The 22,626-nt window shown below is 30.3% G+C and carries 25 protein-coding genes; 13 read left to right on the top strand and 12 right to left on the bottom strand.

Annotation, left to right across the window (positions count from 1 at the left end; genetic code table 11):
- The first annotated feature begins 44 nt into the window (after positions 1-44).
- The 9 genes from H0I23_RS04790 (at position 45) to H0I23_RS04750 (ending at position 5,389) form a co-directional block, all read left to right on the top strand.
- Entirely contained in the window at positions 45-398 is a 354-nt protein-coding gene (locus H0I23_RS04790; RefSeq protein WP_216785321.1) for a pyruvate kinase, read from the top strand.
- A gap of 130 nt (positions 399-528) precedes the next feature.
- Positions 529-942 (top strand): DoxX family protein, encoded by a 414-nt coding sequence (locus H0I23_RS04785; RefSeq protein WP_216785320.1) that lies wholly within the window; start codon positions 529-531, stop codon positions 940-942.
- Positions 943-1,166: 224 nt separating this feature from the next.
- Positions 1,167-1,331, top strand: a complete 165-nt coding sequence (locus H0I23_RS04780; RefSeq protein WP_216785319.1) for a Lacal_2735 family protein — start codon at positions 1,167-1,169, stop codon at positions 1,329-1,331.
- A gap of 5 nt (positions 1,332-1,336) precedes the next feature.
- Positions 1,337-1,744 (top strand): DUF2452 domain-containing protein, encoded by a 408-nt coding sequence (locus H0I23_RS04775; RefSeq protein WP_371736661.1) that lies wholly within the window; start codon positions 1,337-1,339, stop codon positions 1,742-1,744.
- Positions 1,728-2,021 (top strand): TIGR03643 family protein, encoded by a 294-nt coding sequence (locus H0I23_RS04770; RefSeq protein ID WP_371736660.1) that lies wholly within the window; start codon positions 1,728-1,730, stop codon positions 2,019-2,021. Before H0I23_RS04775 ends, H0I23_RS04770 begins: the two co-directional genes overlap by 17 nt.
- A 3-nt stretch (positions 2,022-2,024) precedes the next feature.
- Complete coding sequence (locus tag H0I23_RS04765; protein WP_216785317.1) at positions 2,025-3,164, top strand: FAD-binding domain-containing protein; 1,140 nt, start codon at positions 2,025-2,027, stop codon at positions 3,162-3,164.
- Positions 3,151-3,780, top strand: a complete 630-nt coding sequence (locus tag H0I23_RS04760) for a flavin reductase family protein (protein ID WP_216785316.1) — start codon at positions 3,151-3,153, stop codon at positions 3,778-3,780. The genes H0I23_RS04765 and H0I23_RS04760 overlap by 14 nt, the downstream gene beginning before the upstream one ends.
- Positions 3,777-3,914, top strand: a complete 138-nt coding sequence (locus tag H0I23_RS04755; RefSeq protein ID WP_216785315.1) for a DUF2256 domain-containing protein — start codon at positions 3,777-3,779, stop codon at positions 3,912-3,914. The genes H0I23_RS04760 and H0I23_RS04755 overlap by 4 nt, the downstream gene beginning before the upstream one ends.
- The gene (locus H0I23_RS04750; RefSeq protein ID WP_216785314.1) at positions 3,911-5,389 is read left to right on the top strand and encodes a cryptochrome/photolyase family protein; all 1,479 of its coding nucleotides are present in this window, start codon (positions 3,911-3,913) and stop codon (positions 5,387-5,389) included. The genes H0I23_RS04755 and H0I23_RS04750 overlap by 4 nt, the downstream gene beginning before the upstream one ends.
- Positions 5,390-5,529: 140 nt before the next feature.
- Here the strand turns inward: H0I23_RS04750 and H0I23_RS04745 are convergent, their stop codons facing one another.
- From H0I23_RS04745 to H0I23_RS04730, 4 genes are all read right to left on the bottom strand, one after another.
- Entirely contained in the window at positions 5,530-5,712 is a 183-nt protein-coding gene (locus H0I23_RS04745) for a hypothetical protein (RefSeq protein ID WP_216785313.1), read from the bottom strand.
- Between the two features lie 159 nt (positions 5,713-5,871).
- A complete protein-coding gene (locus H0I23_RS04740; RefSeq protein ID WP_216785312.1) occupies positions 5,872-6,060 on the bottom strand; it encodes a hypothetical protein in 189 nt (62 codons plus the stop codon).
- 246 nt (positions 6,061-6,306) lie between these two features.
- Positions 6,307-7,977, bottom strand: coding sequence for an endonuclease (locus H0I23_RS04735; RefSeq protein ID WP_216785311.1), 1,671 nt, complete (start codon positions 7,975-7,977; stop codon positions 6,307-6,309).
- A gap of 146 nt (positions 7,978-8,123) precedes the next feature.
- Positions 8,124-9,134: a LacI family DNA-binding transcriptional regulator gene (locus H0I23_RS04730; protein WP_216785310.1), complete on the bottom strand. Its 1,011-nt coding sequence runs from the start codon at positions 9,132-9,134 to the stop codon at positions 8,124-8,126.
- A 132-nt stretch (positions 9,135-9,266) separates the two neighbouring features.
- Here H0I23_RS04730 and kduI point away from each other — a divergent pair, with 132 nt between their 5' ends.
- The gene (gene kduI / locus H0I23_RS04725; protein WP_216785309.1) at positions 9,267-10,106 is read left to right on the top strand and encodes a 5-dehydro-4-deoxy-D-glucuronate isomerase; all 840 of its coding nucleotides are present in this window, start codon (positions 9,267-9,269) and stop codon (positions 10,104-10,106) included.
- A gap of 1 nt (position 10,107) precedes the next feature.
- Positions 10,108-10,902: a gluconate 5-dehydrogenase gene (locus H0I23_RS04720; protein WP_216785308.1), complete on the top strand. Its 795-nt coding sequence runs from the start codon at positions 10,108-10,110 to the stop codon at positions 10,900-10,902.
- Positions 10,903-10,981: 79 nt separating this feature from the next.
- Here H0I23_RS04720 and H0I23_RS04715 read toward each other — a convergent pair whose 3' ends face one another.
- The 4 genes from H0I23_RS04715 to H0I23_RS04700 all read right to left on the bottom strand — a co-directional run bounded on the left by H0I23_RS04715 (position 10,982) and on the right by H0I23_RS04700 (position 14,305).
- Positions 10,982-11,713, bottom strand: a complete 732-nt coding sequence (locus tag H0I23_RS04715; protein ID WP_216785307.1) for a LytTR family DNA-binding domain-containing protein — start codon at positions 11,711-11,713, stop codon at positions 10,982-10,984.
- 2 nt (positions 11,714-11,715) lie between these two features.
- The gene (locus H0I23_RS04710; RefSeq protein WP_216785306.1) at positions 11,716-12,756 is read right to left on the bottom strand and encodes a sensor histidine kinase; all 1,041 of its coding nucleotides are present in this window, start codon (positions 12,754-12,756) and stop codon (positions 11,716-11,718) included.
- A gap of 177 nt (positions 12,757-12,933) precedes the next feature.
- The gene (locus H0I23_RS04705) at positions 12,934-13,272 is read right to left on the bottom strand and encodes a DUF4907 domain-containing protein (RefSeq protein ID WP_216785305.1); all 339 of its coding nucleotides are present in this window, start codon (positions 13,270-13,272) and stop codon (positions 12,934-12,936) included.
- A 34-nt stretch (positions 13,273-13,306) separates the two neighbouring features.
- Entirely contained in the window at positions 13,307-14,305 is a 999-nt protein-coding gene (locus H0I23_RS04700; RefSeq protein ID WP_216785304.1) for a kelch repeat-containing protein, read from the bottom strand.
- 237 nt (positions 14,306-14,542) lie between these two features.
- On the opposite strand from H0I23_RS04700, the gene H0I23_RS04695 reads away from it, so the two are divergent.
- Positions 14,543-15,874 (top strand): DUF4270 family protein, encoded by a 1,332-nt coding sequence (locus H0I23_RS04695; RefSeq protein ID WP_216785303.1) that lies wholly within the window; start codon positions 14,543-14,545, stop codon positions 15,872-15,874.
- Positions 15,861-17,117: a hypothetical protein gene (locus tag H0I23_RS04690; RefSeq protein ID WP_254073653.1), complete on the top strand. Its 1,257-nt coding sequence runs from the start codon at positions 15,861-15,863 to the stop codon at positions 17,115-17,117. Before H0I23_RS04695 ends, H0I23_RS04690 begins: the two co-directional genes overlap by 14 nt.
- 7 nt (positions 17,118-17,124) lie before the next feature.
- On the opposite strand, the gene H0I23_RS04685 is transcribed toward H0I23_RS04690, so the two are convergent.
- The 4 genes from H0I23_RS04685 to H0I23_RS04670 all read right to left on the bottom strand — a co-directional run bounded on the left by H0I23_RS04685 (position 17,125) and on the right by H0I23_RS04670 (position 22,572).
- Entirely contained in the window at positions 17,125-17,913 is a 789-nt protein-coding gene (locus H0I23_RS04685) for a DMT family transporter (protein WP_371736667.1), read from the bottom strand.
- 103 nt (positions 17,914-18,016) lie between these two features.
- On the bottom strand, positions 18,017-20,206 hold the full coding sequence (locus H0I23_RS04680; RefSeq protein WP_216785301.1) for a radical SAM protein: 2,190 nt from the start codon (positions 20,204-20,206) through the stop codon (positions 18,017-18,019).
- A 61-nt stretch (positions 20,207-20,267) separates the two neighbouring features.
- On the bottom strand, positions 20,268-21,218 hold the full coding sequence (locus H0I23_RS04675) for a tRNA-dihydrouridine synthase (RefSeq protein ID WP_216785300.1): 951 nt from the start codon (positions 21,216-21,218) through the stop codon (positions 20,268-20,270).
- Positions 21,219-21,294: 76 nt separating this feature from the next.
- The gene (locus tag H0I23_RS04670) at positions 21,295-22,572 is read right to left on the bottom strand and encodes an Nramp family divalent metal transporter (RefSeq protein ID WP_216785299.1); all 1,278 of its coding nucleotides are present in this window, start codon (positions 22,570-22,572) and stop codon (positions 21,295-21,297) included.
- Positions 22,573-22,626: the final 54 nt, after the last annotated feature.

Genomic DNA, 22,626 nt, shown 5'->3' with positions numbered 1-22,626 from the left:
TTTTAATCTGTTACATTATTTTTGCAGCTTTTCAAAAAACACCCATGGAGCAATTAAAAATCGGAGATAAAGTTTACAATACTCAACAAGATGGTTTTGACGATTTTATACGCTATTCTTTTTCTGAAGTGGTAGAGCTTACCAAAACATTAGCCATTTTAAAAAATGGTGTACGCTTATTTAACCAACCAAAAATATCGTACATAACAGAAGATATAGGATATTCAGTTGCTCGAAAAAGAGGCTTACATTGGCACTTGGTATCGTTAAAGGCCATAAGAAATGCACAAATAGAAAATGAGAAAATTGCTGCTTACGATTGGTTTGAAGAAAAACAATTCTCGTTAAAAGAAAAACAATGGATTTATAAATCGTTTAAAGAAGCTGCTAAAAAGTAATTTTTCTGATTTTATTTATCGAAAGACATTAACTGCTGACCTACAGATACTTATAATTTATCTCTATTTTCTAATTGTAAGTAATTATTTACGTATATTGAAGGTGTAAACCCCAAAAAAAATTATACCTATGAAAATTCATAAACTATATTACAAAATAGCTTTAGGGCTATTTTCGGTAACAATTGCAGCCTCTATTTTAAACTCAATTATAAATTTTGAAGCCGTTAGTCTCCAATTTATAAAGTTAGGGTATCCCACATATCTTATTTATACACTTTGTTTATCACAAGCATTAGGTCTGATTATACTTATAACAAGAAAAGGAAAATGGCTTGTAGAATGGGCTTATGCTGGTTTTTTTATGAATTTAATTTTCGGAATTATAGCGCATTTATTAGCTAAAGATGGTAATGGTGCACCTGCTGTAGTTTGCCTTATTTTATTGATTGTAACATATATACATCATAAAAAAATAAGACACATAAAAGCTGCAAAAAGAAAAAATAGTATTGAGTATACCAACCTTAAAAAGGTTGTTTAAGGAAGAATGATTTAGCAATTTATTTAAAACTAACATGTTATGGCCTGATTTTTTAGCTTTAAGAGCTAAATCATTCCGAAGGAAACCGTCAATTGTATAATTGACGGTTTTTTGTTTCTTATAAAATTTATAATTCAATATTTTGTTTAATTTATTCTAAAAAACATTAAACATTTTGTAGTTTTGTGTTTGTATAGTAATAATTTAATTTTAAAAAATAAAAGATGTTCGGAATATTCAAGAAGAAATCAGAAAAAGAAAAATTACACGATAGCTATACTAAATTACTGAAAGAAGCTCATGAATTATCAACAAGCAATAGAAAACTTAGTGATGATAAAATGTATGAGGCCGATGAGATGATGAAAAAAATAGAAGCTTTGTCCTAATAAAAATGAAAACAAAACCTGATAATGTGGTTTTTAACCCAACGACCCAAAAATACGATGCTGCATTAAAACCTTACGCAACATCAGTAGGAGCACCTATTATTAAAACTGTAGATACTGTTGCTTGGAAAAATAAAAGTATTTCTAAGGCAAATCATCATATACAAGCAAAATACCTTGAGCTAAAACAAGCGTATGATGAAATGATGGATGAATATAATTATAATAACACTATTTATAATGCTAAATTTTCGTTTGAGCCTATAGTTGGTGATGTATACCACCTTTACCAGAAAGAAAATGACAGCAATTTTTTATCACTTATAGCACCAGAACAGTGCAATTTTAATTATTTAGGTAGCTTTTATTTAAATACAGAACTTATTTGGGAAAAATATGAAGACTATGGATAGCAGAGTATTTACAGAAAGGGAGCTAGATAGGATTATAGAAATGGCATGGGAAGATCGCACTCCTTTTGAAGCTATTGATTTTCAATTTGATTTACCTGAAAAAGAGGTAATTAAATTAATGCGCTCAAACCTTAAGGAAAGTAGTTTTAAACGATGGAGAAAAAGGGTTAATAGTGGTGTAAGTCAAAAACATCTCAAAAAACGTAACCCTGATATTTCAAGATTTAAAAGTTCGCGACAAAAAGCTATATCTGGCAACAAAATTAGTAAGCGATAATATATGGTTTCTGATCATTCCTATTTAATAGATTTTCCTACAGATTTAGCTGAGATACGATCACGCATAGCAGCTATTAATCCCAAAAAATATGCTCGATCTAGAAATTACATAGATGGCTCTGTATCATATTTATCTCCATATATCTCTAGAGGTGTTATTTCTACAAAACAGATATATAAATCATTATTAGATAAAGGATATACTTTTTCGAGTATTGAAAAATATATTCAAGAATTAGCTTGGAGAGACTATTGGCAACAAGTTTGGATAGCAAAAGGTAATACTATAGATAATGACTTAAAAATTGAGCAAAAACCAATTGCTAACTACGAAGTTTCAACGGCTGTCATAGCAGGAAAAACAGGAATACAAGCCATAGATTTTGCAATTAAAAATTTTTATGATACTGGTTATTTACACAATCATTTGCGTATGTACATAGCCAGTATAAATTGTAATATCGCCAATAATCATTGGAAAAAACCAGCAAAATGGATGTATTTTCATTTGATAGATGCAGATTGGGCTAGTAATGCATTAAGTTGGCAATGGGTAGCAGGTGCTAATAGCAATAAAAAATACTATGCTAACCAAGAAAATATAAATAGGTATTGCCATACAAAACAAAAAAATACTTTTTTAGATGTTGCCTATGAAGATTTTGAAACTCTTGAAATACCAGATATATTAAAAGGTAATTCTGATTTTAAATTAGAAACATTACTGCCAAAATCTGATATTACTCATGTAAATTCTACTTTAACAACCTATATATACAACTTTTACAATCTTGACCCGAATTGGAAAAAAGAAGAAAAAGCAAATAGAATTCTACTTTTAGAACCTTCTATATTTGAGAAATATCCTATTTCGACAAAAACAATGGATTTTTTACTATCTCTATCCAAGAACATAGAACATATTCAAATTTATGTAGGTGAATTTGATGACTTAGTAAAAGAGTATTCATTACAAAAAATCAATTTTAAAGAACATCCTTTAAACAAACATTATAAAGGTTCAGTTACCGAAAGAGATTGGATGTTTGATGTAAAAGGATATTATCCTTCTTTTTTTTCATATTGGAAAAAATGTAAAAAAGAAATAAAAAAACTCAGTATCAACGATGGAATTGAATAAAGAAGCTTTAAAAAATTTAGACAGAATTAGTCGAATTAAAATAATGAATTCAGTATCAGGTATTAAACCTGCAAATCTCATCGCAACCATTTCAAATGATGGGGTAACTAATGTTGCGGTATTTAGTTCTGTTGTTCATTTAGGAAGTGATCCTGCCCTACTCGGTTTTATTCTGAGACCCACAGGTGATGTACCTAGAAACACATATAACAATATTTTAGAAAACAAATCGTACACTATAAACCATATTCACCCTGAATTTGTTGAAAAAGCACACTATACCTCAGCAAAATTTGATGAAAATATATCTGAATTTGAGCGTTGCGGACTTACCGAAGAATATATAGAGGAATGTAAAGCTCCTTTTGTAAAAGAAAGTTCTTTTAAAATGGGAATGCTTTTTAAAGAAGCAATAGATATTAAGTTAAACGGAACAATACTTGTAATTGGAGAGATTCAGCATTTAGTGTTACCCGCAGCTGAGTTAGACAAAAATCATATAAATTTAGAATACACAGACAGTGTTGGTATATCTGGTTTAAACAGTTATTATTCTCTAAAAAAAATAGCTGACTACCCGTACGCAAGAGTTAATGAAGTACCTGATTTTAAATGAAAAAACAACATCTACCACAAAAAGAATGTATCGTCTGTAAGCGACCTTTTACGTGGCGTAAAAAATGGGAAAAGGTTTGGGAAGATGTTTTGTATTGTAGTGAAAAGTGCAGACGTAATAAAATTAACAAATGAAAAAGGCTGTACTTATTTTTCCGCATCAATTATTTAAAGATTCTCCTCTTTTAAATTCTGACGCTGATTTTTATATTATTGAAGAGTTTCTTTTTTTCAATCAATTTAAATTTCATAAACATAAAATAGCATATCATCGGGCAACTATGAAAAGCTATGCTGATTACTTGAAGAATAAAGGTTGTTCTGTTATTTATATTGAGGCTATTGACAAAACTTCTGATATAAGAAAGTTATTACCTACGCTTAGTACCTATGAAGAGATAAACTATATAGATGTTACTGATAATTGGCTTCAAAAAAGAATTGAACAAACTGCCGAAAAAATTGGACTAAAAAAAACCATACTACCTTCTCCTCTATTTTTAAATACAAAGAAAGATTTAGAGCATTTTTTTAAAGAGGATAAAAAAAACTTTCATCAAACTACATTTTATAAACAAGAGCGTAAAAAAAGAGGCATTCTTTTAGATATGAATGATAAACCTGTAGGCGAAAAATGGAGTTTTGATGCTGAGAACAGAAAAAAATATCCTGCTAAAAAAATACCCCCATCCATTCAATATCCTGATAAAAATAAATACTATAAAGAAGCTTTTTCTTATGTAGATAAACATTTTTTTAAGAATTATGGAGAGTTGCTTACAGACTATTGTTATCCTATAGATTTTAAAACTGCAGAAGCTTGGTTACAACAGTTTTTAGAACAACGTTTTTTAGAGTTTGGCACCTATGAAGATGCCATTGTTGCAGAACATAGTATTCTAAACCATAGTGTGCTAACACCTATGTTAAATGTTGGTTTATTAACTCCGAAATACGTAATAGATACTGCACTTAACTTTGCGAATGAAAATGATATTCCAATAAATTCTACCGAAGGTTTTATCCGTCAAATAATTGGTTGGCGTGAATTTATGCGTGGCATGTATGAGTTAAAAGGTACACAGCAACGTACCGAGAATTACTGGAAATTTAAAAATAAAATTCCAACTTCTTTTTATACAGGCACAACTGGTATACCACCTATTGATAATTGCATAAAAAAAGTTTTAAAAACTGGTTATTGTCATCATATAGAACGTTTGATGGTTTTAGGAAATTTTATGCTACTATGTGAATTTGACCCTGATGAAGTATACCAATGGTTTATGGAGCTTTTTATTGATGCCTATGATTGGGTCATGGTCCCCAATATTTATGGTATGAGCCAATTTGCAGATGGTGGTTTACTAGCTACCAAGCCTTATATAAGTGGTAGTAATTATTTAATGAAAATGAGTAATTATAAAAAAGGAGATTGGCAAGAAACTTGGGATGGTCTTTTTTGGAACTTTATGGATAAACAAAGAGATTTTTTTAGTTCAAACCCACGTCTTTCGATGTTACTATCTACATTTGATAAAATGTCTAAAGAGAAACAAGAAATGCATTTGACTAATGCTGAAAAATATTTAAACAGTATTAGAAATTAAATTTCTTTAAAAACATAAAAAGCCGCCAATTGCATAATTGACGGCTTTACTTTCATAAGTTATTTATTATTTTTTAATAACCCTGTTCGTGCTTTTTAATTCATCATTTACATAGGTTTTTAAATAATAGTACCCTCTTCTTAAATACCATACTGCAAAATTGATTTATTTTTTCCTTTACGTAGCTTATCATACGATTTATATACCTTTCTACCGTAATCGTTATAAATAAGATAAGTAGCAGTAGTTTGTACGTCACTCCACTCATACGTATGAAAAACACCACCTACCACAGAAACAATAGTAGTGCCATCTGCAACCATAGCACAAGTTATATTTGTACTTGTAATTTCATTTATCGTTAATCCTTCTAATAAAAAACGAGTAGATACAGGAAAATGGTCTGATGTTGTTCTGATATAATCAGTAGAATAAAATTCGTAACTAACACTTACAGAATCTTCTATATAAATTGGAGAGACCTAGTTAGATACCATTATATGATCGATCATATTTTCTTGTAATACATACGAACGATAATCACCAGCACTTAATACACTTGTTAAAATATTGTAATTAGATCTATTTTGTACAAAAGCATCAAATGTACTTATTGTTGATGTTACATCATCAGCAACAGTCACATCCACATCATCACTATAATCACCCAATACAATTGAATTAGCTTCTGTATATTGGGCATCTAATGTATCTTTTAGTTGTAAAAGAAGCTAAGTCTACATTCGAAACATCGGCACTACCAATTACAAAAGACCCATTTACATTTGTAGAACGCTTCCTTAAATAAATTGTGTTATAGCTCGTATCATTATAAAAACAATAAACAATCCATCTAAAGAAGTATTACTTGCTCCACCATCATATAATTCAATAAATTCTAATACATCTGTACAATCTTAGTCTGCATCTACTTCATTAATTAAAATAGTAGGTCTACCACCTGTACTTTTTGCAGTTCCTTGTAATTTTACATCATCAAAACCTGCATAATCACTACTACCATTTTGTTTTGCAGCTAATTGTAAACGAACACTACTTACCGTGTTAGGTATAGCCTGAGAAATAGTTTCCCAACCTGTTGTGTTGAATGGACTACCTGTAGCTATTGTGGTTACACCTTGTGATGCATCATCATAAAAAATTTCATAATTTATGACATCTCCATTAGCAACATCATAACCAACAACATTGATAGCAAATGATAATGTAACATCAATATAATTAGTAATATTAATAGCCTCAAAAGAAAGAGTACCCCCATCTGTACTACCACAATTACCATCTAAATCTCGTATTCCAAAAAAATTGGTTCCGGTATTTGCAGCACTTATAGATCCTACACTAGAAACAATATCCCAAACATCTCCTCCATTATCATTACAAGCCACTGGCGATTGCATGTATGCCCAAGTATCAGCTGTAGAACCTTCATAACCTTGAAAAACTATAAAATCGTCCATTGGTGAAATTACCGTAGTATCTTCTAGCGTAGTTATTGTAACTTCATTACTGTTACCTGATGTATTACTTGCGCCATCTACTGCTTTTAAAATAAATGTATAACTTGTATTTGGTAATAAACCTTTAACCGTATAAGAAGTATCAACCGAAGAAGCTATTTGCGTAGCTCTATTAAATATTTGATATGCAATAACACCTACATTATCAGTTGCAGCATCCCACATTAAAAATGTTTCAGTTGTAGTTGTATTAGTTGCTGTTAGACTTGTTGGCACTGTTGGCAATTCGACATCATCATTTGGTGTACTCCCAAATCTATCCTCTGCCTGTGGACCTCCCCAAATAATTGTTGCAAATGCAGGGTTATCTATAAAAGGATTTCTATTACCTTGTATACCTTCTAACAAAACGTTTCTATTCTTTTCTACTTGAGAAACAGGGTCTTCTGCATTCCACTCTAAAAAAATATCTCGCATCTCTAGACTAAAAGTAGAATTACCCATACCTACAGTATTTGGTAAACAACGATCTCCATAACGCAGATACATATACATCATCATACGTGCTACATCTCCTTTCCATTCATCACCAGGATAAAAACCATTGTTTACAGCTTTTGCAACTCCTGAATCATCAATATATGGTCGGCTACCTCTTGTACCATTAAATTGGACATCAGAAGCACGTAAATGGTGAGCATCAGCTCCAGCACCTGAAGTACCTAAATTAGGATTTCCTAATGATTTTGGGTATGTATGTTCTCTATTCCATTGGCCATTACCCCCTCCATTATTATTTTTAGAACGCGTTCTATCATTTGTAATATCAGAATCAGTATCATTATACCCATATATTAAAAAAACGTTATTAGAGTTTGTAGGATCTAAATCTGTTTGCTTTAAAGCATCCCATACACCAGGCGTATAACTTAAATTAGTAGCGTGTGTGTTAGAAATTAAATTTGCTAAATTGGTTTTTAGAGTTTGACCCTTAGAAGATACATTGGTACCGCTATAGTAACTAGGTATTTGTGTATAACCACCAGTTACCAATAGCATAGTTAGAAGCGTTAAAAAAAAGCTTCTTTTAAAGTAGTGTTTCTTCATTTTCAATTTATTTGGTTAGTATTACAAAATTGAAAAAATAAATTAAGAACTACAGTATTTACTTATTAACTATAAGTAAAAAAAAATGTAAATAATTAATTTATAGTGATTAAAAAAAAATCTTCTAATGTTATATAAGTGTAATATTATTTTTTGGTAGAATCTCGTTCTATAAGTTTAGGTTCAAAAACAACTGCTTCATTATTAAATACTCTATTTCCTTTAGCAATATTATCGATTAATAATTCGCAAGCTTTTTTACCTATTATCTCTCCCGATTGATCTATTGTAGTTAAAGATGGTTCTATAACTTCAGACATTGGCTCGTTACTAAAACCAACTATCGCTATGTCTTCAGGAATTCTTATACCTGCCTTTTTTAAATACTTCATCGCTGCAATTGCTGAAATATCATTTGCAAAAAAAGCACCATCAATATCTTTAAAATCTTTCAGTATTTTTTTTGCTAAAAGTGTACCATCAGCCTCTGTTAATCGACTAGGAGTATCAGAGCTATAGGCTAAATTATGTTTTGCTAAGGCTTTCTTATATCCTTCTAACCTATTTTTATATACATGTAAATCTTGTGGTCCTGAAAAATGAGCAATTCGCTTACATCCTTTATTTATCAAATGTTCAGTAGCTGTAAATCCCCCAAAATTATCGTCAATAATTACTCTTCCTGATTCAGGAAAACCCTCTAAATGCCTGTCAAAAAACACAAAGGGAATTCCATTTTTAATACAATTAGCTAAATGATCCGCTTTTTTTGTCTCCATAGAAACAGATATTAAAATACCATCTACCCTATTCGATATTAAATTTTCGACAATACGTTCTTCTCTATCAAACTGCTCTAATGATTGACTTATTATAACATTAAAACCAGCCTCTTGCGCAACTTTTTCTATACCTGCAATTGCCGAAGAAAAGAAGTGTCTAGACACACGCGGTATTACAACACCAATCGTATTCCCTTTACGCTTTCTTAAGTTAGAAGCCAACACATTACGCCTATAACCTAACTCTTCTGCTTTTTTTAGAATAAGTTTTTTTGTACTCTCTTTTACTCGGTCACTATTATTTAAAGCTCTAGATACGGTAGAACTATCAATTTTTAATGCCCTTGCAATTTCATGAATGGTTACATTTTTCATGTAAAAAATTATTAAAAGTTCTCGAAAATAGAATAACGTGGTTTTAAAAGTAAATTTATTTTACGATAAAAACATACAATCGATTGGATTATTTTATATTTTTGTTATTATACCGAATTAAAATTTACATATATGTCAATAAATTACGAATCTAGATACGCATCTAGTCCAGAAGCTGTAAAAAAATATGATACAACACAATTAAGAGATGAGTTCTTAATTGATAAGATCATGGAAGAAGGTAAAATATCTTTAACTTATTCTCATTATGATAGATATATTGCTGGTTCAGCTGTACCTACTTCTCCTCTTGAATTAGAAACTATTGATCCCTTAAAGGCTGAATTCTTTTTAGCTAGAAGGGAAATGGGAATTATAAACGTTGGAGAAAGCGGAACTATTGAAGTAGATGGTACTACATATACCTTAGGCCATAAAGATGCTTTATATATTGGTATGGGTGATAAAAAAGTAGTTTTTAAAAGTGATGATGCAACGAAACCTGCAAAATATTACATAAACTCTGCTCCTGCTCATACAAATTACCCTACTAAAAAAGTAAGTTTAGACGAAGCTAACAAAATTGAATTAGGTTCTTTAGAAACTGCAAACCATAGAACTGTAAACCAAATGATTATTGGTGGTATTGTTACGACATGCCAATTACAAATGGGAATGACTACTTTAAAAACTGGTAGTGTTTGGAATACAATGCCTGCTCACGTTCATGATAGAAGAATGGAAGTTTACTTTTATTTAGATGTACCAGAAAACCAAGCAGTTTGTCATTTTATGGGGCAACCTGATGAAACAAGACATATTTGGATGCACAACCACCAAGCTGTAATTTCTCCACCATGGTCTATTCACTCTGGTTCAGGAACATCAAACTATTCTTTTATTTGGGGAATGGCAGGTGAAAATTTAGATTATGGTGATATGGATGTTGCTAAAATAACAGACTTAAAGTAATATGAGCATATCATTATTTGATTTAACAGGGAAAATAGCTTTAGTTACTGGTAGTACTCATGGTTTGGGTATGTCTATGGCTAAAGGGCTAGGAAAAGCTGGAGCTACCATTATTGTAAATGGTAATTCTTCTCAAGAGAAAATAGATGCTGCTATAAAAGAGTATAAAGCAGAAGGTATTACCGCGTATGGTTACAAATTTAATGTAACTGATGAAGCTCAGGTTATAGATGCTATTCAAAAAATACAATCTGAAGTAGGGAATATTGATATTTTAATTAATAACGCTGGTATTATTAAGCGTACTCCTTTAGAAGATATGGAAGTTGCTGACTTTAAGCAAGTAATTGATGTTGATTTAGTAAGTCCATTTATCGTTTCTAAACATGTCGTAAAAGGCATGATACAAAGAAAAGAAGGTAAAATAATAAACATTTGCTCTATGATGAGTGAATTGGGAAGAAATACTGTTGGTGCATATGCTGCCGCAAAAGGCGGATTAAAAATGTTAACTAGAAATATGGCTACAGAATGGGCTAAACACAATATCCAAATTAATGGTATTGGACCTGGGTATTTTGCTACCTCGCAAACGGCACCTATTCGTGTAGATGGTCACCCTTTTAACGATTTTATTGTAAACAGAACACCATCTGGAAAATGGGGTGATCCTGAAGAGTTAGAAGGTGCTGCTATCTTTTTATCTTCTAAAGCAAGTAATTTTGTAAACGGACATATTGTATATGTTGATGGAGGTATTTTAGCTACAATAGGTAAACCTTCTAACGAAAATTAGTATATTGTACTTGAAATTACCAACCAATACTTATTTTTATACTAAACCCTATAGCTTTTTAAAGTTATAGGGTTTCTTTTTACAAACCTAGTATAGAGAAAAACTCTGCCTTATGGCTCTCTCCTATTGGTATTCTAATATCGTTTATAATTATTCTATTCCTTTGTACAGTTTTTATAAAATTGACATTTACAACAAACGATTTATGCACTCGTAAAAATTGATTGGACGGTAATTTGTCTAACAATTCTTTAAAATTCATAAGTGTTAAAACCGTTTTATTTGTATTTACAATATGTATTTTCAAATAATCTTTAAGGCCTTGAACGTACTCAATATCATCTAAATTTAATTTGATACTTTCATACTCTGCTTTTACAAAAATAAATTTCTTAGACTCTGATGTTTCGCCTGTCGATGAAAAAACATTTCCTTCTATTGGTATCGGTTGAACTGTTTTTGTTAATAATTCTTTTGCTCTAAAAACAGATTTTATAAAGCGATGATGAGGTATCGGTTTAACTAAATAATCTACCGCATTTAGCTCAAAACCTTCTACTGCATATTGCGAGTAGGCTGTTGTAAAAATAACTAGAGGCTTATTATCTAATAAAGAAATAAAATCTATTCCGCTAATTTGTGGCATTTCTATATCACAAAAAATTAAGTCTACCTTTTTTTCTTTAATAATACTAATAGCATTTAAAGGGTTGGTAAAAGTGCCAACTATTTCAATAAAATCTAACTTACTACAATATTCAATAAGTATATCAATCGCTAAAGGTTCGTCATCAATAATTATACAATTCATACTTATAGTTTTAAAGTAAGTTTAACAATGTATGTTTCTCCGTTATTATCTACAATAAGATCATGAGAATCTGGATACAGTAATTTCAGTCTGTTTTTAATGTTTTCTAAACCTACTCCAAAATTTGTTGATTCTTTTCTGAAAGTCCCAATTTTATTGGTAATCTTAAAGTTGATAGAATCTTTAAAAATGGAAAAAATTATTTTGACATTTGTTTTTCCTTGAAAATCTGTTCCATATTTAAATGCGTTTTCTATAAATGAAATAAATAATAGAGGCGGTATTCCTTTACCTCTATCTTCTCCTGAAATTTTTAAAGTAACATTTTCACTATCAGACAACCTGAGTCTTTGTAATTGCACATAATTTTTAATATACTCTAACTCTTTATGAAGTGGTACTATATCTTTATCTGCCTCATATAACATATACCTCATAAGCTCTGCTAAATTTATAATAGCTTCTGAAGTATCATTAGATTTTTTTACTGACAAAGAGTAAATTGCATTTAAAGAATTGAATAAAAAGTGCGGATTTAACTGTGCTTTTAAAAACTGAAGTTCTGAGTTTATCTTTTCTTTTTCAACAATTTTACGTAAATCTTCATTCTTTTTCCATTCTACATAAATCCTCAATAATGAACTAATTATAAAAGGGATACCAAACATTATAATGTACATAAAAAACATTCTAAAATTTGGTAATCTATGCCTTTCTCCTCTTAATCTCCAATTTGGTAAATTAGGTGAAGTATCTATTTCAATAAATAATTTAGCAAACAAATCAACTCCCAATGTAAATACAACAATTATAGCGATAGAAACAACTATGTAATTGATTGTACGTTTTTTAAGTAGTATTTTCGGAACTAAATAATAAAAATTAAGATAATATATTATTGTTGCTAGCAGCAACCTAATAGGTAAATCGGGTGGAAGTTTTTGTTGTTGTACTATAAATGGATAAGATAACAGACCATAAAATGAAACCCATAAAACGAGATGGATTGTAATTTGACCTAAATATTTTCTTTTAAATTCCATTCAAAATTTATAGGGTAAGTATTATTCTTTTAAAAAAAAATTGAATATATATTATTAATATTCATTAACCTGAAAATTACAAATGAATTTTCAGGTTAATGAAGTTAAACTAATGTTAATGACTGTTTTACAGCGTTTTCAGTAAGCTTTAACCAACTTATTATTTAAGAACCTCAGTTAATATTTAGTAGTATCAATTTTTAAATTAGATAAATCATCAGTACTAACTATTGGGCTTTTATTTTCTAACAATTGCTTTTTTACCAATTCAGCTACGAGTACTGCTTCTTCTTTTGATTTAAAAGGGTGCTCACCTTGAATTGCTGGTATAAAATTCTGCTTAATCAAAATTTTATTGTTGGTTAAAATTTGATATCCATAACCATTGTCTTGTTTAAAAACTTCGGTGTATAAACTTTGGTTTTCTGTTTGCTTAACATTTTCAATTACTGTTTTACCTATAAAAGATAAACCAATTAATAAAGCTAAGGCTATTACAAATTTTACAATTTTCATTTTTTAATTACCTAAAAAGTTGATTTACAAATAATTAATCTTCATCATCATATTCTGCAAACGGGAAAAACTCAGATAAATTATCTAAATATAAACTTCCTGAACGCCCTAAGCCTACAAAAGCTCTAATCTCATTTGAAAAAGCAATACCATCTAATCTTGATGTTCCCTCAAAACTCGTTTTTAAATCCCAAGTATCAGATGAAGGTTTATATTCCCATACTGTAGCTGTAGTACCTGATCTATCTCCACAAGCAATATAACCATAACCATCTAAAGAAAAACCAAGAGCATTGCTTCTTGTAATTGTATAATCGTCTTCTTCATCTAAATCTAATTTTGCTGTCCATGTTTCAGTATCTGCATTAAATTCCCAAAAATCTGTCAAATAAGCTCCGTTAGCAATACCAGTTGCTAAATACACTTTATCATTAATTGTAAAGGTTGTTGCTGCTCTTCTTTTGTTTCCACCAAAACCGACTAGTTCAGACCAACTATCAGTTGTTGGGTTATATTTCCAAAAATCTTTACGATCATTATCACCGTCAAAACCAGTACCAAAATATCCTACTCCATTAATACCAAAAGCAACTGCGCTTCTTCTTGGTGTTGATGGAAAATCTGCTATCTGAGTCCATGTATTTAAACCCGTATCATATGAATAAAAATCGCCTAACTCATCTAAACCATCATAACCAGAACCAATATATCCTTTACTATCAATTTTAAAACCTACAGCTGCATTTCTAGCAACACCTGTAAAATCTGCTTTCTGAGACCAATAGTCACCATCCATATCATAGGCCCAAAATGAATTTAAGTAATCATCTCCATCATAACCTACACCCATATAACCAATATTACCAATGGTAAAACCAGCAACTCCACTTCTTGGACTACCATCAAATACAGATTTATCTATCCAGTTTCCTAATTCATCGTCATCGTCATCATCAGAACAGCTACTATTTAAACCCAATATTGCCATACTGAATATAGAAACCATTTTAAATTGATATTTTAATTTATTCATACCTAAGTTTTTAAAGTTGCTTTTTATTTTAATCCAAAACTATGATGGGAATAACCTACACGGAAACACAATAGATAAAAGCTGCTTTTTAACATATAAAATAGCCGATTTAATCTACCAAATGGATATCTGATTATGTATTGAAAAATAAAGACTTGGTCTTATAATAACTGGTATTTGTCTATTCAACTAAAGTTATACCCCACCCCTCTTCTATTTTTATTCAAAATTTTAAAAATGAAAAAAGCAATTGGCCTTATTTGCCTTATTATCGGGTTCTTAATTTCTTGTAGTGATGATACTTTAAATACTTCTGACTTTGTTGCTGGTGAAGTATTTACGAGTAGTAATAGTAGAGTTATAAATATTGACACAATGACGATTGAAATGGCTACCATAAAGTTTGATAGTATTATAACTTCTACTGCCGATAGAATGTTGATTGGTAAATACAATGATGACGTATTCGGAAAAACCCAAAGTGCTAGCTATATGGGTTTGCTGCCATCGGAATATACCATTGATACAGAAGCTAAATATGATAGTATCGCCTTTTACATAAAATATGATGGCTATTATTATAATGATACCTTAAATACAAACACAATACATATTAAACAACTGAATGATAATTTTGATGTTGGTAGAGGCGACAATTATTACAATACAAGCAATGTAACTTACAATGAAAATGACTTAGGTTTTATCTCTTATATACCAAGGCCCTTTTCTTCAGATTCTCTTGAAATAAAAATTGATGATGATTTTGGAAATACTCTTTTTGATGATTTACAAAAAAAATTAATTACAAATAATGAAGAGTTTCTCAATAAATATAAAGGAGTTGCTTTTGTACCTGGTGAAGATGATAATGGTTCTGTTATTGGTTTCGGAAAATCTTCAGAAACTTGTTACTTAAGACTTTATCACTCTACATCTGAAGCAGATGATATTGTACAAAGTTATATCGATTTTACTTTAAACACTACAGAAACCCCTAACCCTTTTTTCAATCAAATTAAAGCTACAGAGCCAATTGATTATTTACAAACACTCACAAATTCTGAAATAGATTTAAATAGTATTGATAGTGATAATAAAACTTTTATTCAAAGTGGTATTGGTATTGCTACTAAAATTAGCTTTCCATATTTAAAATCCATTCAAAATATACAAGGTAAAGGAACATTGTTGAATGCAGTTTTAAAAATTAAACCTGTAACAGGTTCTTATAATGACAACTTAATGTTAAGAGATAATTTCTCGGTTTATACTGTTGATAAAAACAACGATTTAATTCAGCAACTATACCAAAATAGCGGTTCAGAGGTTGACGGTATTTTAAATTATGAAAGTGAAGAGTTTAATGAATTGTATTACGAAATACCATTAACTAGCTATATCGAAAGCATATTAACTGCTGATACAAATACAACCGAATCTTTACTATTAATACCGAGTACGTACTCGACCACTATTGATCGTTTTATATTAAACGGTTCTAATACAACTACAAATAACAAAACTACATTAGAAATTACATATGCTATTTACGATGAAAATAACTAATAAAAACATTCTGACATTATCTGTATTATTTTTTACTTTCTGTTTAAATACATTTTCACAATCAGAAGGTTTAACAAGTTCTCCCTACTCCCTATATGGTCTTGGAGTTGTTAACCAAACAAGTATCGGTAAATCTAATGGTTTAGGGTATACTGGCATTGGTATTAAAACAGCTACAGAAATAAACAACCTAAACCCTTCAAATTTTGCATTAATACCTCAAAATTCATTTTTTTATGATATAGGTATTACTGGCGAAATAAATAATTATAGTAATAAAACTAATTTTGAAGGAAAATCAAATGTTAACTTTTCTAATCTAGCATTTGCTTTTAGAATCGCTGAAGGTCTTGGTGCTGGGGTTTCAATGATACCTTATAGTGATGTTGGTTACTCTTTACTGGGTGTAAGTACGAATATCGAAGGTAGTACTCAAACTTTTGAAAGTACAATAACAGGTTTAGGCTCTTTAAACGATCTTAAGTTAAACATAGGCTACTCTGTACTTGACAATTTAAGATTAGGTATAAGTGGTTCTTTACTTTTTGGAAGTATTGAAGAAAATGAATCGCTTTTAGTAGATAGTAGTTATTTTGAACTTAGTGAAACTACAAACTATACAGGAGCAAGATTAGGCTTAGGATTGCAATATGATATAAATGATGATATTACTTTCGGAAGTATTATAAACACACCATCTATATTAAAAGGAAGTGTTACACGTTATGCAACTAAAACTATTGAAGGTTCTCAAGTAACTGTTGAAGATGCCGAAAATGATGCTGCTGATAATTTTGAATTGCCATTAGAAGTTGGTATTGGTTTCAGTGCTAAACTTTACAAATCATTTACAGTGAGTGGTGATTATAAAAAAAACTATTGGACGGCTACCAACCAGTTTGAAAACACTGGCAAATATGTAGATCAAGATATTTATGGTATTGGTGTCGAATTTTTAAAAGATGCTAAAAGTTTTAAGTATAAAGATAGAATAAGATACCGTTTAGGGTATAATTACGATAATGGTTACTTAGAGGTTAATAGAAAAAAAATAGATGGCTTCAACCTTACTACAGGTATAGGAATACCTATTAACATGCACTCTAACTCTATGATCAATTTATCATATAGTTATGGTTCAAAAGGACTTTTAGATAACACTCTTGTTAAAGAAAACTATCATTTATTTACTTTAAATATGAGTTTAGAAGATTTATGGTTTAGAAAGGCTAAAATAAATTAATATTTGATTATGCTTTCTTTTTACCCTTGTACAAAGCGTTTAAAGCTAAGCCACAAACAATCATTACAATACCTAACAAGCTCCACAATGTATAAACTTCTTTAAACCAAATAAGACCTACGGTTACAGCAAATAATACTTCTATATATTTAAGTGGAGCTGCTTGTGTTGTCGAAGCAGATTGAAATGCTTTAGTCATATATAATTGACCAAAATAGCCAAATACACCCATACATGATAATAAAAGCCATTCTATACCCTGTGGACTTTTCCAAGTGAAAATACTTAAGACACCACCAACAACTGTAGCTACAAACATGAAGAAATTAACGACAACAACAGGGTGTTCACTTTTACCAATCATATTAAGTGTTATATACACAAAACCACTAAAAAAAGCGGATAGAATTACTAAGAATAAACCAAAGCCATCAGTTGCGCCATCAAAGCCTTTTAAAATTAAAACACCACAAAATGCGAATGCAAAAAACAACCATTGTATAGGTTTTACTTTTTCTTTTAAAATAAAAACAGCAAAAACAGCCGCAAATATCGGGGCGATATAACGTAATGAAACTGCTGTACCAAGTGTTAAATATTTTAAAGATAAAAAATATAAAGTCATTGATGTTACACCTGCTAAACTTCTCAAAAGCAATAACTTTCTTTTAGTACCTAACATTGATATTTTATGGTACTTTAAATATGACATTGTTAATATTAAAGTGCCTAACGATCTAAAAAATACCAATTCATAGGCTGGTAAGTGTGACAAGTATTTTACGAATGAGTTCATAAACGTAAAAGACAAGGTACTTAACACCATAAATTTAAAAGTCTTTTTAATATCCATTGCTATAATTAATTGTGGTGTATTATTTGTATTTACAACTTTATACTTAAACAGCTAAAAGTCCTATTTCTTTTAAGTTATTTATAGGTTTTGAAAACCAAAAAAGTTCAAAATCATCAAATTGTTGCTCAAAGTCTGATTTTAACTCTTTAAATGAAATTAGTTTCTTGTCCTGTAACATAAGTACTTCTAATTGTTTGATGAACCAATGCCCTTTCTCTTTATCTACAGAAATTGTTACTGTACTTTTTTTATTATGAAACGTCATTTTCAGCATCTCCCAAGTATTACCTTTTTTTGATTTAGAAAATTCCTCTATAATAGGCATCCCTCCTAACCATACAATTTTAGCTGTAGGTTTTATTGTAAAATCTAAATCAGAATTAAGACTTTGCTCTATAAAATTATAAGGTATACTTGTTTGAGGTATTTTAAAATCAAACCACTCATCTAATGGCAATTCAAACGCAATACCATGCATATAATTAAAGAGTGATTTTTTTAACCCAAAACTAAATTTACTATGGTCAATTCCTGTAGTATCTTTAAAGTCAATATCGTTATTCGCAAAAGTAATATTCTTATAATCGGGTATAATACCGTATTCAGAAGGATTTAAACCTACAGGACTATGCGCTGTTAATGCAAATTGATGCCAAAAACCAGACTGTAAAACTCCTAGTTCAAAAAGCTGGCGAACCATTTCTAAACTATCAACAGTTTCTTGTACTGTTTGCGTTGGATATCCGTACATTAAATACGAGTGCACCATTATATTTGATTCCGTAAAATTACGTGTTACCTGAGCTACTTGTTCAACAGTTACTCCTTTATCTATCAATTTTAATAACCGGTCAGAGGCTACTTCTAAACCACCAGAAACAGCAATACAACCTGAAGCTTTTAATAATTTACAAAGGTCATTTGTGAAATTTTTCTCGAAACGAATATTCGTCCACCATGTAACAGTTAACTTTCTTTGAATAATTTCAATAGCTAAAGCCTTCATTAATGAAGGTGGGGCTGCCTCATCAACAAAATGAAATCCATTTTCATTTGTCTGTTCAATCAACTGCTCCATTCTATCTACTAGAAGTTTAGCTGCAATTGGTTCGTAAACTTTAATATAATCTAACGAAATGTCACAAAAAGTACATTTACCCCAATAACATCCATGAGCCATTGTTAATTTATTCCAACGGCCATCACTCCATAAACTATGCATAGGATTCGCAATTTCTATCACAGAAATATATTGATCTAATAGTAAATTAGAGTAATCTGGTGTACCTACTTGGCTTTGTTTATAATCTGCTTTTGAAGTCGTATTTTTATAAACAACTTTTGTATCTTCTAATAGAAAAGTCCTCTTGTATTCATCATTATCTGAAGGGTTTAAAATAGAATTTGCGACAAGTTCTATTGGTAATTCTCCATCATCAAGCGTGATGTAATCAAAAAAATCAAATACACGTGTATCAGTAATTGAGCGTAGTTCTGTATTTGGAAAACCACCTCCCATTCCTATTTTTAAATCAGGGTACGTTGCTTTTAAATACTGTGCACACCTAAAAGCACTGTATAAGTTACCAGGAAAAGGTATAGAAAAACAAACTAATTTAGGTTTAACGTTTTGAATATGTTTCTCTAAAATTTCAATACTTATTTCATCAATATAAGTAAGATCATTTTGCAAAAAATCGTATAACTCATCAAAAGAATTAGCACTTCTACCTAAGCGTTCTGCATACCTACTAAATCCAAAATTAGCATCTACACATTCTACAATAAAATCTGAAACATCTTCTAAATATAAGGTAGCTAAATGCTTAGCTTTATCTTGTAAACCCATAGCTCCAAAAGCCCAATCTAAATCGTCTAATTGTTCAAAACGAGATGCTTCTGGTAAAAAGCCTTCGGTACAAATTTGTCTAGCAAAAGTTTGATTTTTTCCTTGAAGAAAAGATATAATGGCATTAATTGTTTCTAAATATGAATCCTTTAGAGCATATATACGTTCGCAATTTTCTGTAATAATCGTATTATTTTCAAATGCAAAATTGAAAATGTTTTCTAATTCTTCTTTTGAAAAAATATTTAGAATCACCTCGATACCCAAATCAATTTGAAAGCTCGAAATGTTTTTTGTATTCAGAAACCCTTTTAAATAAGCGGTAGCTGGGTACGGCGTATTTAACTGTGTAAAAGGTGGAGTTATAAGTAAAAGGTCTTTCAAAATACTATCTAAAAATAAGGGACAAAGGTAATCATACCATTAAAGAAAGAACGTTGTAACATCATCTTTTTTCTTGCTTTAAAATTTCGCTAACCGCACTTTGATAAGCTCTTGGGTTACCTGCTTTTTTAATAGCCTTATATGTTTTTTGAGGGTTTGAAAATGATTGTGAGAAAAACTCCCAAAAACCAAGCATTTTCATTTTTATAGGTGTTGGCCCTGATAAAAATTCATCATATTGCTGATAAATAGTATCATGAAATTCTTTAAATATTTCAAGCCTATTTTCAGGATATTCTATAGTATTTTCTTTTATCATACTGGGTAAAAATGGATCAGCAATAAGTCCTCGACCAATCATCCAATGATCGATGCTAGGAAAACGTTCTTGCATTTCTTTAAACTTGTTTACAGTTGTAATGTCGCCGTTATAATATAACTTATGAGAAGTACTTTCTACACAACGTTGAAAAGCATCTAAATCTACACCACCTTTATATAACTGCTTGCCTATTCGAGCATGAATAGCTATATTTTTTATTGGATATTTTTCTAAAACAGGAAATGTATCTAAAATCTCGGAGCTATTTTCATATCCCATTCGCATTTTCATAGAAACAACTACATTAGTTTCAGCATGCACACGTTCTAAAATATGGTCTATTTTATCTGATTCTTTTACCAAACCGGAACCCATTCCTCGTTTTGTAACCATTGGATAAGGACAACCTAAATTCCAATTCAGTTCTTTATATCCTAATTCTTGAATATATTTTACAACAAACAGAAACTCATCAGCATCATTAGTCATCACCTGTGGTATTACATTTAAAGTTGTATTATTCTCTAATTGTAAATCTCTTTGGTATGATGATTTTATTTTTAATTTACCATCTAATCGAATATATGGTGCATAAAAAGTATCAACCCCTCCAAAATAGTGATGAAAAGCGTTACGAAAACGAAAATCGGTAAACCCCTGTAAGGGAGAAGATAAAAGAGTAAAACTCATTAGTTTTTAAATTAAATGCAAATGTAGCAACTTGTATTTTAACTATGAGTTTTAATTTTAAAGTTCCTCATACTAATTAAAAGTATTCAAAAATAGCAATTACACCATTGTATGAAATAACTAGAGAAAAGAAAAGTGCGGCAAACAAACCAATATTTAAAAAGAGACCTGCTTTATATTCTTTCATTAATTTTTTATTATTAATAAGAAAAAGTGCCCCTACTATAACTAATGGCAGTACAAACACATTAAACACTTGAGAAAGTATTTGCATTTCAATAGGATTAGCTCCAAAAACGGGTACAATTAAAGCAAATAAACTTGCAAAAGCTGTAATAATTCTAAATTGTTTAGAACTTGTATCTAATTCTCCCGATTGGTAATCTGCTAATAAAATAGGAGCTATTAATAGACATGGAAAAATAGATGATAAACCAGCACTTAATGACCCGAAGAAAAATAGTGTTAAAGCAAATTTACCTGCTACGGGTTCCAACGTATTTACCATATCTATTACTTGCGTTACAGGCTCACCATCATGATAAAGTGCCCCACAAGCAACTGCCATAACAGCTGCGCTAATTGCAAATACCAAACAAGCAGCTACAATAGCATCTTGTTTTTGTTGTTTTAAGTTTTTAATATTCCAACCTTTTCCTTTAACAAATAATGGGCGTGATAAAAATGTTGCTGATGCCATTGTCGTACCAACAAATGCTGCTACCATCATTTTCCCTCCTTCTACCTGAGGTATTGATGGTATTAATCCTTGTGCTACTTCTATTGGTAACGGGTACACCATAAATAAAGAGATTATAAAAGACAACCCCATTATAGTAACAAAAATCACTAATATTTTTTCAAAGAAAGTATATTTACCTACTAACAATAAACAGTACATAATACCAATAACGACAATTGCTACGGTTAATACAGTTTCATATTTATAAGCCTCTAAATTAGGAAAGTATAAAACAAAAATCTCGAATATTATAGTTGATGAAATCCCCAAAATTCCCATTAGTGAATTCCATTGACCAAATGAAATGCCTATAATAATTAATATAGCTATTAATTTCCCCCATTTTAAATGCTTTTTAAAGGCAAATAAAGCAGTTTCACCAGTAACTAAAGCAAAGTTACCATAAGCATACATTAATAAGCCTGAAAAAACACAACTTAATAATAAAACCCATAATAATTGCATACCGTAGGTACTACCTGCTACAATCATAGATGTTACACTACCTGTACCAATAGTATAACCTATTGCAAATATACCGGGGCCGAATGCCAAAACTAGTGCTAAAATTTTTTTTAAAATTGATTTTTTAACTACTGGTTCTGTTTTCATGTCATTCTATTTTATTAATTAAAAATGTATTTTCAATATGATTATAAGTAGACT

The sequence above is a fragment of the Cellulophaga sp. HaHaR_3_176 genome, from assembly GCF_019021925.1.
Classification (GTDB): Bacteria; Bacteroidota; Bacteroidia; order Flavobacteriales; family Flavobacteriaceae; genus Cellulophaga.
This window is presented reverse-complemented; position numbering and strand designations above follow the sequence as displayed.